Below are 15,979 nucleotides of genomic sequence, written 5' to 3' on the forward strand. Positions count from 1 at the left end.
CTATCGCAGAACGGAAGTAGGCTGGACGAGATGAACGACGCGGAACACGAGACCCACGACGACGCGGTCGCGCGAGTACTCCGGAGCGCGGACGTGCGCGCGGGCGTGTCCCGGTTCGGCGCGTCCGAGGCCGCGTCGATCCAGCGCGACGGCCTCGAGGCCGACGGCGGCGGCTTCGACGGCGAGCAGTACGACCGCGAGGCGCGCGCGGCGCTCCGGCGCGTCGGCGGGCTGTCGACCGAGCTCGAGGACGTCACCGAGGTCGAGTACCGGCAGCTGCGCCTCGAGAACGTCGTGCTCATCGGCGTCTACCCGCAGGGCTCGCTCGAGGACGCCGAGAACTCGCTGCGCGAGCTCGCGGCCCTCGCCGAGACCGCCGGGGCCCGCGTGCTCGACGGCGTGCTCCAGCGCCGGCCGCATCCCGATCCGTCGACCTACCTGGGTCGCGGCAAGACCGAGGAGCTCCGCCACATCGTCGCGGCGCTCGGCGCCGACACCGTCGTCGCCGACACCGAGCTGGCGCCCAGCCAGCGGCGTGCGCTCGAGGATGCGGTCAAGGTCAAGGTCATCGACCGCACCGCGGTGATCCTCGACATCTTCAGCCAGCACGCCAAGAGCCGCGAGGGCAAGGCGCAGGTCGAGCTCGCGCAGCTCGAGTACCTCCTCCCGCGCCTCCGCGGCTGGGGTGAGTCGATGTCGCGCCAGGCCGGTGGCCAGGTCGGCGGCGCCGGCGCGGGCATGGGCTCGAGAGGCCCCGGTGAGACGAAGATCGAGCTGGACCGGCGGCGCATCCACTCGCGCATGGCGAGGCTCCGCAAGCAGATCGTGGGCATGAAGCCCGCGCGAGACGCCAAGCGCGCGAATCGCAAGCGCAACGCGGTGCCGTCGGTGGCGATCGCCGGGTACACGAACGCGGGCAAGTCGAGCCTGCTCAACCGCATCACGGGCGCGGGCGTGCTCGTCGAGAACGCGCTGTTCGCCACGCTCGACGCCACCGTGCGCCGGAACACCACGCCCGACGGGCGCGTCTACACGATCGCCGACACGGTCGGCTTCGTGCGCAACCTGCCGCACCAGCTCGTCGAGGCGTTCCGGTCGACGCTCGAAGAGGTCGGCGACGCCGACCTGATCGTCCACGTCGTGGACGCGGCGCACCCCGACCCCGCGTCGCAGATCGCGACCGTACGCGACGTGATCGGCGAGGTGGGCGCACGCGACGTGCCCGAGCTGGTGGTGTTCAACAAGGCCGACCTCATCACACCCGAGGACCGGCTCGTGCTCCAGGGCCTCGAGCCGAACGCCGTGTTCGCGTCGGCTCGCACCGGCGCGGGAATCGCCGTGGTGCTCGATGCGATCACACGCATGCTGCCCGACCCCGCGATCGAGGTCGACCTGCTCGTGCCGTACGACCGCGGCGACGTCATCTCGGCGCTGCACGAGTCCGGACGCGTGCTCTCGACCGACTACGTCGAGGACGGCACCCGCATCCGCGCGCTCGCCTCGCCCGAGCAGGCCGCGCAGCTGCGAGAGTTCCAGGCGGCCGCGGTCGCCTAGCAGACAGGACCCGGTCGGCCGGTCCCGTCATCCGGCGTAAACGTCGTTCCGGATGGCGCACCCGCCGCGTATCGTCGCACCTGATCGTGGCGAGCGGCCGGATGCCGCCCGCCTGGAGCGACCGCCGAGCCCGGCACCCGCCCGCGAGACCCGCCTGCCGTGACGGCCGGCCGGGCGCGGCGTGCCGTGCCCGGGCGTCCCGTCGTGGCATCCGCCCCCAGGAGCACCATGACCGGAAGCGCGCCCGACGGCGACGTCGTTCGGCCGAGGCCGCCGATCTCGTTCGAGCTGTTCCCGCCCCGGACGGATGCCGCCGCGCTCGCGCTCGGGCGGACGATCGACCGGCTCGCCGAGGTCGACCCGGCGTTCATCTCGGTGACCTTCGGCGCCGGAGGATCGTCGCGCGAGCGATCGCTCACGGTGCTCCGCTACATGCTCGAGCACACTGACGTCGAACCGATGGCGCACCTCACGTGCGTCGGCTCGAGCCATGCCGAGGCCAACCGCCTCGTGCGCGAGTTCCTGGACGCGGGGATCACGAGCTTCCTCGCGCTCCGCGGGGATCCGCCCGAGGGCGCCGACGCGGAGGCGGGCATCGGCGACCTTCGCAGCGCCGCCGAGCTCGTGCAGCTCATCCACCGGGTGCAGGAGGAGCGCGAGCCCTACGGGCAGGCCGGAATCCCGGGCATCCCGGGCGCGACCCGGATCCGCGAACGGCCGCGGCCGGAGCGCGTCGCGGTCGCGGCGTTCCCCAGCGGTCACCCCCGTTCGCGCGGAATCGGCCAGGACGTCGACGTGCTGCTCGCGAAGGAGGTCGCGGGCGCCAACCTCGCGATCACCCAGCTGTTCTGGCACGCCGACGACTACCTCGGTTTCGTCGAGCGCGCACGGGCGGGCGGGGTGTCGATCCCCATCCTTCCGGGCATCATGCCCGTGACGACGCCTGCGCGCCTCGCGCGCCTCGAGCAGCTCACCGGCGTCCCGGCGCCGAGCGAGCTCGCGATCCCGCTCGAGATCGAGCCCGACGCCGATGCGCTGTTCGACCTCGGCGTCGACTTCGCCGCGGCGCTCGCCGCCGAGGTGCTCCCCGGCGCACCCGGACTCCACCTGTACACCTTCAACCGCCACGAGGCCGTGCTCGCCGTCCTGGACCGGCTCGGCCTGCGCACCATCCCCGCCCACGCGGGCACCGAGAGGAACACGAGAACACGATGACCGCATCTGCCTTCCCCGCCGGAACGATCCTCGGCTACCCGCGCATCGGGCGTCGCCGCGAGCTCAAGCACGCCGTGGAGGCGTTCTGGGCCGGCCGCATCGACGCCGACGAGCTCGAGCGCACCGCCGCCCAGCTGCGCGCCGACACGCGCGAACGCCTCGCCTCGCTCGGCCTCGGGCGCACCGACTCGGCGATCCCCGAGAGCTTCTCGTACTACGACCAGGTGCTCGATGCCGCGGTCGCGGTCGGCGCGATCCCGACCCGCTTCGCTCGGCTGCTCGACGCCGACGGCCGGCTCGACCTCGCCGGGTACTTCACGGTCGCGCGCGGCGAGGGCGCCGACGCCCCGCTCGAGATGACCAAGTGGTTCGACTCCAACTACCACTACCTCGTGCCGGAGATCGGGCCAGACACCGCGTTCGCACCCCACGCCGACGCGCTCGTCACGCAGGTGCGCGAGGCGCGCGAGGCCGGCTTCGTCACGCGCCCGGTCCTCGTCGGCCCGGTCACCCTCCTCCTGCTGGCCAAGGCGGCGGATGGCGCGCCCGAGGGCTTCCGCCCGATCGACCGCCTGGCGGACCTCGTGCCCGTGTACGCCGAGTTGCTCGCGGCCCTGCGCGATGCCGGCGCGGAGTGGGTGCAGCTCGACGAGCCGGCCCTCGTGAGCGAGAGCATCGACGAGCCGCGCGAGCGCGTGCTCGACGCCGTCGGCACCACGTACGACGTGCTCGGCGCCGCCGAGCGCCGTCCCGCGATCTTCGTGGCTGCACCGTACGGCTCGCTCGACGATGCGCTGCCCGCGCTCGCGGCGACGCCCGTCGAGGCGCTCGGGCTCGACCTGGTGCGCGGCGCCGCACCCGAGCAGTTCGACCCCGTGACCGAGGAGGCGCTCGCCGCCAAGACCCTCGTCGCCGGCGTGATCGACGGCCACAACATCTGGCGCGGCGACCTCGAGCGCGCTTTCGCGCACGCCGAGGCGCTCCGCTCGTTCTCGGGCGACGTCGCGGTGTCGACGTCGACGTCGCTGCTCCACGTGCCGCACGACGTGGACGACGAGTCGGCGCTCGACGCGCGGCTCGTGAGCTGGCTCGCGTTCGCCGACCAGAAGGTCGCGCAGGTCGCCGTGCTGGCGCGCGGGCTCGCCGAGGGCCGCGAGGCCATCGCGACCGAGCTCGACGCGGCATCCGCTGCCCTCGCCGATCGCGCCGCCGCTCCCGGCGTCCGCGTCGCGGCGGTCCGAGACCGCCTCGCCGGCCTCGACGCGGCGGCGTTCTCGCGCGCGGACTACGATGCGCGCGTCACCGCGCAGGAGGACCTCGACCTCCCCGCGCTGCCGACCACGACGATCGGCTCGTTCCCGCAGACCGCCGACATCCGTCGCGCCCGCGCGCGCCTCGTCAAGGGCGAGCTCACCGACGCCGAGTACCGCGAGCTCATGCGCGAGGAGATCGCGCGCGTCATCCGCCTGCAGGAGGAGCTGGGCCTCGACGTGCTCGTGCACGGCGAGCCCGAGCGCAACGACATGGTGCAGTACTTCGCCGAGCTGCTCGACGGCTTCGCGGTCACGCAGCACGGCTGGGTGCAGTCGTACGGCTCGCGCTGCACGCGTCCGTCGATCCTCTGGGGCGACGTGTCGCGCCCGGCGCCGATGACGGTCGAGTGGTCGGAGTACGCGCAGTCGCTGTCGGACAAGCCCGTGAAGGGCATGCTCACCGGCCCGGTCACGATCCTCGCGTGGTCGTTCGTGCGCGACGACCAGCCGCTGGGCGACACCGCGCGCCAGGTCGCGCTCGCGCTGCGAGACGAGATCTCCGACCTCGAGCAGGCCGGTATCCGCGTCATCCAGGTCGACGAGCCGGCCCTGCGCGAGTTGCTGCCGCTCAAGCGCGCCGACCAGCCCGCATACCTCGACTGGTCGGTCGGGTCGTTCCGCCTCGCGACGGGCGGTGCGGCCTCCGCGACGCAGGTGCACACGCACCTCTGCTACTCGGAGTTCGGCGTCGTCATCGACGCCATCCGCGAGCTCGACGCCGACGTCACCTCGATCGAGGCGGCGCGCAGCCGCATGGAGGTCGTCGACGACCTGTCGGCCAGCGGCTTCGACCACGGCGTTGGCCCCGGCGTCTACGACATCCACTCGCCGCGCGTGCCGAGCGTCGAGGAGGTGCAGGCGCTGCTCGAGCGTGCGGTCGGCGAGATCCCGGCCGGCCGACTCTGGGTGAACCCCGACTGCGGCCTGAAGACGCGCGGCTACGACGAGACCGTCGCCTCGCTCGCGAACATCGTCGAGGCGACGCAGGCCGTGCGTACCGGGGCCGCGGTGGTCGCGACCGCGGGCTGACCTCGCGCTGAACGAGGGGCGGATGTCGCGACGCGAGGTCGCGGCATCCGCCCCTCGTCGTCTCGGGCCGGCGTGGCCGGTGCGTCAGACCGTGCGGAGGACCGCGACGACCTTGCCGAGTACGTCGGCCTCGTCGCCGAGGATGGGCTCGAACGCGGTGTTGCGGGGGAGCAGCCACGTGTGGCCGTCGCGCTGGCGGAACACCTTGACCGTGGCCTCGCCGTCGAGCATGGCGGCGACGATCTCGCCGTTCTCGGCGGTCGGCTGGGATCGCACCACGACCCAGTCGCCGTCGCAGATCGCGGCGTCGATCATGGAGTCGCCGACGACCTTGAGGATGAAGAGCTCGCCCTTGCCGACGAGCTGGCGGGGGAGCGGGAAGACCTCTTCGATCTGCTGCTCGGCGGTGATCGGGACACCCGCCGCGATGCGCCCCACCAGGGGCACCATGGCGGCATCGCCCACGGGCGCCGGCTCGGCGCTCGACGCACGAGGCTCGGTGCCCGGCACGTCGATGAGCACCTCGAGCGCGCGGGGCCGGTTGGGGTCGCGCCGGAGGTAGCCCGCGAGCTCGAGCTGGTTGAGCTGGTGGGTCACGCTCGAGAGCGAGGAGAGTCCGACGGCGTCGCCGATCTCGCGCATGCTCGGCGGGTAGCCGCGCTCGGAGACCGATCGCCGGATCACCTCGAGGATCGAGAGCTGCTTCGCGCTCAGCGTCTTGCGCCGACGGGACCGGCCGCCGGCTCCGCGTGCCTGATCGATGTCGATGCTCACGGTGTCGCCTCTCGTCTCGGCCGCCGTCGGCCTGATCGTGATGTCGGTGGTCGGTGTTCGACTGTCCTCGGACATTCGAAACTGTATCCGCCTCGCGCACGCGCGACAAACATCCGTTCGAGTGTGTCGCGGAATCGGCGCCGGAAACTCCCGCTTCCGGTCCTTGCAGCGGCGAATGTTCGAAGATATATTCGGAACACAGCTTCGCATCCGGCCTTCCCGGCCGAGGGCCGGATGCGGGCTCACCAAGGAGGTGCGGAATGAGTGCAGTGCTGCTGGGAACCTCGCTGATGGGATCCAGCCTCGCGAGCCCGAGCGTGCCCGAGGCCAGCCGACCGGCGCTCCCGCGCACCCGCCTCCGGCTCACGCGGCGTGGTCGCGTCGTCTTCACCGTGCTCGCGGCGATGCCGATCGTCATCGGCGTACTGATCGGGTCGCTCGCCTCCGGAGGAGCCATGGCCGGCATCGACGACGGCCGCACGGCCGTGCTCGACACGATCGTCGTCGGTGGCGGCGACACGCTCTGGGGCATCGCCGAATCGATCGCACCGAGCGCCGACCCGCGCGAGGTGATCCACGAGATCATGCGCTTGAACGGGTTGCGCGACGCGGTCGTGCAGCCGGGCCAGCGGCTCGCCCTGCCGGTCGTCGAGTAGCGTCATCCGCCGTCGTCGTCGCCGAAACGTGCGGTCGGCCGCGGATAGCATTGATCGGTGACGAGTCTCGACGATCTGCCCCTCCGCGACGACCTCCGGGGCAAGTCCCCGTACGGTGCGCCCCAGAAGGTCGTGCCGGTGGCGCTCAACGTCAACGAGAACACGCATCCGATCCCCGAGGATGTCGCGCACGACATCGTCGCCCGCGTCGCCGCCGCGATCATCGGCCTCAACCGCTATCCCGACCGCGAGTTCACGCAGCTCCGCACGGCGCTCGCCGGTTACCTCGGACACGGGCTCGTCCCCGAGCAGCTCTGGGCGGCGAACGGCTCGAACGAGGTGCTCCAGCACATCCTGCAGGCCTTCGGCGGCCCCGGCCGCCGCGCGCTCGGGTTCGCGCCGACCTACTCCATGTACGGGCTGCTCGCGGGCGGCACGGGCACGGAATGGATCACGGCCGAGCGCGACGCCGACTTCGAGCTGGGCCCCGACACGGCCGTGGCCGCCGTCGAACGGCACGATCCCGACGTGGTGCTGCTCTGCGCGCCGAACAATCCCACGGGCACCCCCCTGTCGCTCGACACGATCGCCGCGGTCGCCGACGCGGCGCGGGGTGTGGTCGTCGTCGACGAGGCGTACGTCGAGTTCGCCGACCCGGGCACGCCGAGCGCGCTGACGTTGCTCGAGGGCCGGCCGCGCCTGCTCGTCTCGCGCACCATGAGCAAGGCGTTCGCGTTCGCGGGGGCGCGTGTCGGCTACCTCGCCGCCGACCCGGCCGTGATCGACGCGCTTCGCCTCGTCCGCCTGCCGTACCACCTCTCGGCGCTCACGCAGGCCGCCGCGCTCGGCGCGCTCGCGCACGCCGACGAGATGCTCGCGATGGTCGACGAGATCCGTTCGCAGCGTGAGCGCATCGTGCGCGAGCTCGGCGCGCTCGGCTACCGGCCGTACCGCAGCGGCGCGAACTTCGTGCTGTTCGGGGGCGTCGACGACCCGCACGCGGTCTTCGAGGCGCTGCTCGAGCGCGGCATCCTGATCCGCGAGATCGGGCTGCCGGGATGCCTGCGCGTCACCGCGGGCACCGAGGCCGAGACCACCGCGTTCCTCGAGGCGATGGCGGCGTTCGCGCCCGCCCGCACCGCCGCCGGCGCGTGACCCGCCCAGGATGCCGACGAACCGCCCGAATAGGATGACCGCATGACCACCGATCGCCCCGCGCGTATTGCGCGCGTGCAGCGCGAGACCAGCGAGTCGAGCATCGACCTCTCGATCGACCTCGACGGCTCCGGCACGAGCGACATCGAGACGACCGTGCCGTTCTACGACCACCTCCTCACCGCGTTCGCGAAGCACTCGCTGACCGACCTGACCGTCCGCGCGAAGGGCGACATCGAGATCGACGTGCACCACACGGTGGAGGACGTCGGGATCGCGCTCGGCCGGGCGATCCGCGAGGCGCTCGGCGACAAGCGTGGGATCTCGAGGTACGGCGATGCGCTCGTGCCGCTCGACGAGGCGCTCGCACAGGCCGTCGTCGACATCTCCGGGCGGCCGTACCTCGTGCACGGCGGTGAGCCCGCGGGCTTCGAGTTCCACCTCATCGGCGGGCACTTCACCGGGTCGATGGTGCGTCACGTGTTCGAGGCCATCACCTACAACGCCGGGCTGACGGTGCACGTGAACGTGCTGGGCGGACGCGATCCCCACCACATCGCCGAGGCCGAGTTCAAGGCGTTCGCCCGCGCGTTCCGGCAGGCGAAGGCGTACGACCCGCTGGTCACCGGCATCCCGTCGACGAAGGGCGCCCTGTGACGGCGGTGCGTCGCGTGGCCGTGCTCGACTACGGGTCGGGCAACGTCCACTCGGCCGCGAAGGCCGTCGAGCGCGCCGGGGCCGAGGTCGAGCTGACCGCCGATCGCCGCGTCGCGATGGAGGCCGACGGACTCGTGGTGCCGGGCGTCGGCGCGTTCAAGGCCGTGGTGGACCAACTGAAGTCCGTTCGCGGCGACGAGATCATCGACCGGCGTCTCGCGGGCGGCCGGCCCGTGCTCGGCATCTGCGTGGGCATGCAGGTGCTGTTCGAGCGCGGCGTGGAGCGCGGTGTCGACACCGAGGGACTCGGCGAATGGCCCGGCATCGTGCGCGCGCTGCCGAGCGACGTGCTCCCGCACATGGGATGGAACACCGTCGAACCCGATCCCGGGTCGGTGCTGTTCGAGGGCATCGAGGACGAGCGGTTCTACTTCGTCCACTCGTACGCGGCGCAGGACTGGCACCTCGACGTGATGCCGCCGTTCCCGCAGCCCGCGCTCACGTGGGCCGAGCACGGCGGACGGTTCCTGGCCGCCGTCGAGAACGGGCCGCTGTCGGCGACGCAGTTCCACCCCGAGAAGTCGGCGGAGGCCGGCATCCGACTCCTGTCGAACTGGATCCGCTCGCTCGGGTGACGCCGGTCGACCCCTGGTTCGTCGCGACCGGCACCGTGCGGACTAGGATGCTGTGACTGTGCCGAAGCCGCGGTCGCGGCATCCGATTCGAGGACAGTGATGAGTGAGTTCAGTAAGACCCCCCGCCTGGTGCTGCTTCCCGCGGTCGACGTCGCCGGCGGCAAGGCCGTCCGCCTGACCCAGGGCGAGGCGGGCACCGAGACGAGCTACGGCGACCCCGTCGACGCGGCGGGCGACTGGGCCGACCAGGGCGCCGAGTGGATCCACCTCGTGGACCTCGATGCCGCGTTCGGGCGGGGCTCGAACGCCGGCGTGCTCAAGAAGGTCATCCGCCAGGTGCGCGGCGTCAACGTCGAGCTGTCAGGCGGCATCCGCGACGACGCGTCGCTCGAGCACGCGCTCGAGATCGGCGCCAAGCGCATCAACCTCGGCACGGCCGCGCTCGAGAACCCCGAGTGGGCGGCCTCTGTCATCGCCCAGTACGGCGAGGCCATCGCGATCGGGCTCGACGTGCGGGGCACCACGCTCGCCGCGCGCGGCTGGACCAAGGACGGCGGCGACCTGTGGCAGGTCATGGACCGGCTCGAGGAGGCCGGCGCCGCCCGCTACGTCGTGACCGACGTCACCAAGGACGGCACGCTCCAGGGGCCCAACCTCGACCTGCTCCGGCAGATCATGGATCGCACCCACCGGCCCGTCATCGCGTCGGGCGGCGTCTCGAACCTCGACGACATCGCCGCGCTGCGCGAACTCGTGCCGCAGGGCCTCGAGGGCGCCATCATCGGCAAGGCCCTCTACGCGGGCGCGTTCACGCTGCCCGAGGCGCTGGATGTCGCATCCCACTGACCCCGCCGCCGACTCCGCGGGCCGACCGTGGGGAGGACGGTCGTTCCAGGCGAACCCGCACGCCGCCGACGACGGACGCATGCCGGCCGAGCTGGGCGCTGCCCTCGCCCGGTTCCGCTCGGGTGACGGCGGACAGGCCGACGTCGTCGCGGCCTTCGGGCGCTCGCGCCTGCTGATCCCGCTGCTCGCCGAGCTCGGCGACGGCGGCACGGAGCTGGGCGCGCACGGCCACGCCGTCGACAAGAGCCAGGAGCTCTCGATCGTGACGGTCGAGGGACCCGACGGTCGTCGCGTGCTGCCGGTCTTCGGTTCCGTCGAAGCCATGTCGCGGTGGAATCCCGCGGCGCGACCGGTGCCCGCCGACGGCGTGCGCGTCGCGCTCGCCGCAGCGGACGACGGCACGGAGCTCGTGGTCCTGGATCCGGCGTCGGAGACCGAGTTCGTACTGCGACGCCCGGCGGTGTGGTCGGTCGCGCAACAGGTCGCGTGGCGCCCGGCGTACGAGTCCGACGCCGTGCGCGACGCATTCGAGCGCTCCGTGGCGGGTGAGCTCGCGGTGCTCGGCGTCGACCTCGAGGCCGGCGACCCCGACGCGCGACTCGCGGGACCCGAACTCGTCGTGCGGCTGCGGCTCGTCGCCGGGCTCACGCGCGGCGAGCTCGACGCCACCACGGCCCGGCTCGCCCGCCGCTGGTCCGAGGAGGACGCGATCGCGACGGGAGTGGATTCGCTCACCGTGCGGCTCGTCGCCGACGCGTCGGACGCAGCCGGGCGCTGAGGCTGGCATAGTCTGCTGGCATGACCGACGCCTCCGCGGGGAATGCCGGCCCGCGACCGACCGACGCGCTCGACGAGGACGACCAGGTCCCGCCGCCGCCCGAGCGGCCGGCGATGTCCGACCGGCGCCGGCCGCCCGTTCGCAAGCCGGTGCCGCCGCCGTGGCCCATCCCAACCGCGCGCATCTTCTGGTTCCTGAGCTTCGCCCTGAACGCCGGGGCGATGCTCGTCGCGTTCCTCGGCCGCGACGCGATCGAGGCCGAGCTCGAGGAGACGCTGCTGCGCGTCGCTCCCAACTACGACGCGGCCTCGATCGGCTCGCTCGTCGACGGCATCTACTGGGCCTCGATCGCCGCGCTCGGCATCGTGATCGCGCTGGAGGCCGTGCTCCTAGCGTTCCTGGTCAACCGGCGCGGGGGCGCGCGCTGGGTCCAGATCCCGGTCCTCGTCGTGCACGCCGTCGCGGCGACGGCCGCCCTCGCGTTCCTCACCGTGGCCGAGTTCGGCCTCCTCGTCGAGGCGCTCGTGCTCGGCGGGTTCGCCCTCGCGGTCATCGCGTGGGTCTTCCCGCTGCTGCCCTCCGCCCATCGCTGGTTCCGCACGAAGGGCGAGACGCACACCACGCCGACCGACTGACTCGGGCCCGGCGGCCACGACGAGCGACTCGCAGGTGCGCACGACCACGTCGCAGGCCTCGGCCGCGGCCCGATCGAGCAGGGGACTGCCGGCCAGGGCGCGCCAGCGCCTCAGGGCCTCGGTGGCCGCGCCGTGCAGTTCCTCGGCGGAGGCGTCCGCGTCGAGTCCCAATCGCGAAGGGAGGTCAGTCCCGGAACCGCCGATGAGGCGCTCGGCGTCCTCGGACTGCTCCCGCGGCAGGCCGATGCCGCTCGTGCGAGCGGCGGCGAGCACGGCGAGCTCGCGCAGTTCGTGCGCGTTCGCCTCGAGGCGCTCGATCGCGCCGGCGAGGAACCCGGCGGCCGACGGCGGGCGCTCGACGATCAGCGCTCGCAGGGCGGTCAGCACGGAACTGGACTTGAGCACGTCGGCGCGCGAGCGGAACTGGCCGCCGACGAGGTGGACCAGCTCGTCCATGCCGGAACGCCGGTACAGCTCGTCTGCGAGTGCGGAGGCGTCCTCATGCCCGGCCCTGATGGACGCCGCCGCCATCCGCAGCCCGAACATGCCGAAGCGTTCGAGCAGTCGTGTGCGCTCCTCGGGCGGAATGTCCGGGAGCGCGTCGGTGCGGACGAATCGATCCACCGACACGAGCATCCGCTCCCGGGCGGTGCGCCCGAGCCGCGCCAGCCGGAGGAGCGCATCGAACTCGTGCTCGCGGAGCGTCCGGGCGGACTGGGCGAGCAGTCCGGCGATCGGGACCACGTCGAGCGCGAGCGAGCGCAGGGTCCCATCGTTCCGGTACCGCTCGGCGATGCCGCGCGCGGACAGCAGCGCGTCAATGCGCCCAGCCCCGATCTCGTCGGCGCGCGACAGCACGGCGATCGCGTTCACCGTTCGGGACGGCGTCACGGCGGGATCGTGGAACGCCGAGAGGAACCCGAGGTCGGCCGAGTGCATGTGGCGGGTGAGGTAGACGATCGCGTCGGCGGAGGACGCGGACGTCTCGGGCGCGAGGAAGCTCGCGGATCGCGCCGAGATGTCGGTCGAGAGCGAGCCGATGCCGGGCGTGTCGATCAGCGTGACGTCCCGCAGCCGGCTCGACGGCCACTCGACGACGATGCGCTCGATCTCGTCGGGGGTCGCTTCGCCGAGCTCGATCTGGAGGCGGCCGTCGATCCGCCGGATGGGCAGCGACTGCGACTCGCCGTCGCGGAGCTGCATCGTGATGCGCGGCGTCGCGCCGTGGCGGTACCAGATGATGACCCTGGTGCACTCGCCGGCATCGGTCGGAGCGACCTCCTCGCCGATGATGGCGTTCAGCAAGGTGGACTTGCCGGCCTTGACCATGCCCGCGATCGCGACGCGGAGCGGCTCCTCGAGCCGATCGCGCATGCCGCGGATGCGCTCGAGTGCGAGCGCGTCGCCGGCGTAGTGGTCGGCGGCGGCCTCGAGGAGATCGCGTGTCTGCTGGAGGAGGCGCGCGCTCACGCCGGGTCGCCGCCGATCGCCGACGCGGCGCCGGACCGGCCGGATCCGGGCTCGACGGGCGGGGTGCCGATGCCGTCGATCGCGACGACCTTCGCCGAGAGCGCATCGACCCGCTGCAGGTCGCGCTTGAGCTCCTGCACTCGGCGGTCGCGATCGCTGGCGAACGTGTTGGCGGCCTTCTGCGCCGCGATCACGGAGTCGGCGAGCGAGCGGTGGTGCTCGTCGGCGATCGCGGTGAAGTGATCGCGCGTGACCCGCTGGACCAGCCTGAGCCGGTCGCGCAACTGCTTGCCGACCTGGAAGATGATCTCGTCGACCTGGCGCCGGATCAGCGTCTTCGCCTCGGACCGTCGGCGCTGCAACCGGTTCTCCTGGTCCTCCTTGTAGGCCTTGCGGCCGATGACGGCGCCGGCGGCGAGCGAGAGCGGGTTGATGATCGACATGCCGACGATCCCGGTCATGATGCCGACCATCAGCACGCCGCCGTAGGATCCCCGCAGGCCGACGTAGAACTTCTGCATCGCCCCCATCCGCCCGGAGTCGAGCTTGGACATGTCGTCGACCGGGTCGAGCACGCCGTGGGTGTCGTCGACGTGGATGCGCGGGAGTGCGATCTCCTCCTCGGTGAAGTGCCGGGCGACCTTCGCCGCGAGCCACTGGGCGCGCTCCTGCGTCCAGACGAACGTGTCGGTGACGGCCGAGGAGACGCGCTGCTCGAACCACTCGACGAGCTCGTTCCAGACGGGGCCCGGGTCGCCCTCGTCGATCGCGTCCTCGGCCTCGCGCTGGATGGTGCGGAGCCGGTCGCGCAGGTCGTGCTCCATGTCGGCGATGAGGTCGGTGGCGCCGTCGTTGAGCGTGACCTGCCACCGCGAGGAGTTGCGGCGCAGCTCGTCGGCGCGGGTCCTGGTGGCCTCGAGGCGCGCGAGCAGCTCGGGCGTCTTCTCGGGGTTCAGCAGCGCGTCGAGCTCGGAGTCGATCGCGAGTCGCAGGTGGTCGATGGCCGACACCAGGTCGGCGGCGGCCGCTCGTCGCTGCAGCAGCTCGGCCTGCCCGACGACGTCCCTCCGGAGGTACGCGATGAGCGTGGCGAATCCCGACTCCGTGTTCAGTTCGTGATCGGACGCCTCGATGGCGGCCAGTCGCAGGGTCGACGAGACGGGGAACATCGGGATGTCCGCGTCGATCGCCTCGAGGTGGGACCGGTCGAGCTCCTCGATGCGCCGCCATTGCGGGTACAGGTCGATCTTCGACAGGACGCACGCGACGTTCGGCGAGATGCGCATGGCGTGGCGCAGGAACTGGATCTCGGGCTCGGTGTACTCCTGCGAGGCGTCCGAGACGAACAGCATGGCGTGGGCCGATGGCAGGGCGGCGAGGGTCGTCAAGGCGTGCGCCGAGTTCAGCCCGCCCACGCCAGGCGAGTCGATCAGCGTGAGCCCGCTCTTCAGCAGCTTCCGCGGAAGGACGACCTCGGCGCCCGAGACGTCACCGTCGGGACCCCGGCCGCCGCGTTCGGACACGTACCGGGCGAGCTCGGCGATCGGCACGTCGGTGCGCTGCGACCGGCCATCCGACTCGATCGTGCCGCCGATCGCGGTCGTCGAGACGACCGAGGCCGCGGCGCGCTCGCCGTACCGGACGGTGGTCGGCACCGCCGTCGCGATGTCGTCGTCGACCGGACACACCGGCGCGTTGACCACGGCGTTGACGAGCTGGCTCTTGCCCTGCTTGAACTCGCCCACGACGATGACCCGGATGTCCGGCGCCTGCAGGCGCTCGAGCGCCTGCTCGAGGCGCCGGCGCAGATCGGCCCGGTCACCGCTTCCTGCGAGTGCGATGCCCTGCTGCATCAGTCCGATCAGTTGCTGCATCCGGAAGCCCCCTCCATCATGCGTCTCTCATCCAACCAGATGGCAGGACGAACCGACCCGGCGCGGAGGAGATCCGCGCCGGGCCGGTCTGGTGCCTGCTGTGTATCAGAGGGTGACGTCCTCGATCTCGACGTCCACGTCGGTCTGGTCGCCGGGGCCGGTCTCGACGTTGTTGTCGTTGAGCGAGTCCTCGATCTCGACGTTGTCGTCGAACGAGTCGACGGCGACGTTGTTGTCGTTGAGCGAATCGTTGACGACGGTGTTGTCGTTGAACGAGTCGACGGCGACGTTGTTGTCATTCGCCTGGAACGAGTCCTCGACATCGACATCGACGTCGGTGGAGTTGTCCTGGAAGGAGTCCTCGATGTCGACTTCGGTGGAGTTGTCGGTGGAGTTGTCCTGGAAGGAGTCCTCGATGTCGACTTCGGTGGAGTTGTCGGTGGAGTTGTCGACCGAGTTGTCCTCGTTGAAGGAGTCCTCGATGTCGACGTCCACGTCCACGTCGGTGTCGGTCTCGTTGAACGAGTCCTCGATGTCGACCTCGGTCGAGTTGTCCTGGAAGGAGTCCTCGATCTCGACCGAGTTGTCCTGGAAGGAGTCCTCGATGGCCACGTTCGTCGAGTTGTCGGAGTTGTCGTTGAACGAGTCCGAGACCGCCACGTTGGTCGAGTTGTCGGAATTGTCGTTGGTCGAGTTGTCGGAGTTGTCGTTGAACGAGTCCTCGATCTCGACCTCGGTCTCCTCGTTGAACGAGTCGTCGATGTCGACGTCCAGGTCGAACTCGGTGTTGCCCACTGCGACGCTGCCGCCGGCGACGATGTTGCCGTCGCCCATGGCGTTGGCCTCGTTGTCGAACGACTGCGTGACGTCGCCGCCGGCCACGATGGTCTGGTTGACCGACTGGTCCTGGATGATGTCGCGGTCGTCGATGTACGAGTAGTTGTTCACGATGTTGAGCAGCTTCTGGACGGCGACGTCGTGGTCGCCCTTGTCGCCGTGGTGCCCGCCCCAGTCGTCCTTGCCCTTGCCGCCCCAGTCGTCGTCGTCGTCCTTGCCGTGGCCGCCCCAGCCGCCGCCGGAACCGCCCCAGCCGCCGCCGACTGAGCCGGACGCGCTGCTGTCGATGCTGTTGCCACCGGTGTTGTACTCGCGGTCGCCGACCGGCGCGAAGTCGAGCGCGACCGGGAGCACTGCGTCGACGTCGGCCGCGCAGATGCCGTTCAGGCCGGCGTTCGTGAGCGCCGTGTCCGGGTCGGCCGCGAATTCCGCGCTCGCCTCAGGGCTGCGCAGCAGGCCCATGAGGAAGTCCAGCAGTGCCGTGGTGATGTTCGCCATGATCCTTGCTCCTCTTCAGTGAGGTCGATGGCCGATCCCACGCCGGCCCCCCG

The 15,979-nt window shown here is 71.5% G+C and carries 13 protein-coding genes; 9 read left to right on the forward strand and 4 right to left on the reverse strand.

The features are described 5' to 3' along the window. The first annotated feature begins 30 nt into the window (after positions 1-30). The 3 genes from hflX (at position 31) to metE (ending at position 5,111) form a co-directional block, all read left to right on the forward strand. On the forward strand, positions 31-1,554 hold the full coding sequence (gene hflX / locus ACFQ58_RS17520; protein WP_376952469.1) for a GTPase HflX: 1,524 nt from the start codon (positions 31-33) through the stop codon (positions 1,552-1,554). 228 nt (positions 1,555-1,782) lie between these two features. Then, complete coding sequence (locus ACFQ58_RS17525) at positions 1,783-2,769, forward strand: methylenetetrahydrofolate reductase (protein WP_376952471.1); 987 nt, start codon at positions 1,783-1,785, stop codon at positions 2,767-2,769. Beyond that, complete coding sequence (gene metE, locus ACFQ58_RS17530) at positions 2,766-5,111, forward strand: 5-methyltetrahydropteroyltriglutamate--homocysteine S-methyltransferase (protein WP_376952472.1); 2,346 nt, start codon at positions 2,766-2,768, stop codon at positions 5,109-5,111. The genes ACFQ58_RS17525 and metE overlap by 4 nt, the downstream gene beginning before the upstream one ends. Positions 5,112-5,195: 84 nt before the next feature. On the opposite strand, the gene lexA is transcribed toward metE, so the two are convergent. Continuing rightward, positions 5,196-5,885, reverse strand: a complete 690-nt coding sequence (lexA, locus tag ACFQ58_RS17535; protein ID WP_376952473.1) for a transcriptional repressor LexA — start codon at positions 5,883-5,885, stop codon at positions 5,196-5,198. Between the two features lie 260 nt (positions 5,886-6,145). Here lexA and ACFQ58_RS17540 point away from each other — a divergent pair, with 260 nt between their 5' ends. The 6 genes from ACFQ58_RS17540 (at position 6,146) to ACFQ58_RS17565 (ending at position 10,612) form a co-directional block, all read left to right on the forward strand. Then, a complete protein-coding gene (locus ACFQ58_RS17540) occupies positions 6,146-6,541 on the forward strand; it encodes a LysM peptidoglycan-binding domain-containing protein (protein ID WP_376952475.1) in 396 nt (131 codons plus the stop codon). Between the two features lie 57 nt (positions 6,542-6,598). Further along, positions 6,599-7,696 carry a histidinol-phosphate transaminase gene (locus ACFQ58_RS17545; RefSeq protein WP_376952476.1) on the forward strand — a complete coding sequence of 366 codons (1,098 nt, stop codon included), beginning with the start codon at positions 6,599-6,601 and terminating at the stop codon, positions 7,694-7,696. A 42-nt stretch (positions 7,697-7,738) separates the two neighbouring features. Next, entirely contained in the window at positions 7,739-8,353 is a 615-nt protein-coding gene (gene hisB / locus ACFQ58_RS17550) for an imidazoleglycerol-phosphate dehydratase HisB (protein ID WP_376952477.1), read from the forward strand. Continuing rightward, the gene (hisH, locus tag ACFQ58_RS17555) at positions 8,350-8,988 is read left to right on the forward strand and encodes an imidazole glycerol phosphate synthase subunit HisH (RefSeq protein ID WP_376952478.1); all 639 of its coding nucleotides are present in this window, start codon (positions 8,350-8,352) and stop codon (positions 8,986-8,988) included. The genes hisB and hisH overlap by 4 nt, the downstream gene beginning before the upstream one ends. Before the next feature lie 99 nt (positions 8,989-9,087). After that, on the forward strand, positions 9,088-9,834 hold the full coding sequence (gene priA, locus ACFQ58_RS17560; protein ID WP_376952480.1) for a bifunctional 1-(5-phosphoribosyl)-5-((5-phosphoribosylamino)methylideneamino)imidazole-4-carboxamide isomerase/phosphoribosylanthranilate isomerase PriA: 747 nt from the start codon (positions 9,088-9,090) through the stop codon (positions 9,832-9,834). Then, on the forward strand, positions 9,818-10,612 hold the full coding sequence (locus ACFQ58_RS17565) for an SseB family protein (RefSeq protein ID WP_376952481.1): 795 nt from the start codon (positions 9,818-9,820) through the stop codon (positions 10,610-10,612). Before priA ends, ACFQ58_RS17565 begins: the two co-directional genes overlap by 17 nt. 389 nt (positions 10,613-11,001) lie before the next feature. On the opposite strand, the gene ACFQ58_RS17570 is transcribed toward ACFQ58_RS17565, so the two are convergent. The 3 genes from ACFQ58_RS17570 to ACFQ58_RS17580 all read right to left on the reverse strand — a co-directional run bounded on the left by ACFQ58_RS17570 (position 11,002) and on the right by ACFQ58_RS17580 (position 15,926). Further along, positions 11,002-12,717 carry a dynamin family protein gene (locus tag ACFQ58_RS17570; protein WP_376952482.1) on the reverse strand — a complete coding sequence of 572 codons (1,716 nt, stop codon included), beginning with the start codon at positions 12,715-12,717 and terminating at the stop codon, positions 11,002-11,004. Continuing rightward, positions 12,714-14,591 (reverse strand): dynamin family protein, encoded by a 1,878-nt coding sequence (locus ACFQ58_RS17575; protein WP_376952484.1) that lies wholly within the window; start codon positions 14,589-14,591, stop codon positions 12,714-12,716. Before ACFQ58_RS17575 ends, ACFQ58_RS17570 begins: the two co-directional genes overlap by 4 nt. Before the next feature lie 105 nt (positions 14,592-14,696). Further along, a complete protein-coding gene (locus ACFQ58_RS17580; protein ID WP_376952486.1) occupies positions 14,697-15,926 on the reverse strand; it encodes an IniB N-terminal domain-containing protein in 1,230 nt (409 codons plus the stop codon). Positions 15,927-15,979: the final 53 nt, after the last annotated feature.

The sequence above is a fragment of the Agromyces sp. NPDC056523 genome (assembly GCF_042794545.1).
In the GTDB taxonomy this organism is placed as follows: domain Bacteria; phylum Actinomycetota; class Actinomycetes; order Actinomycetales; family Microbacteriaceae; genus Agromyces.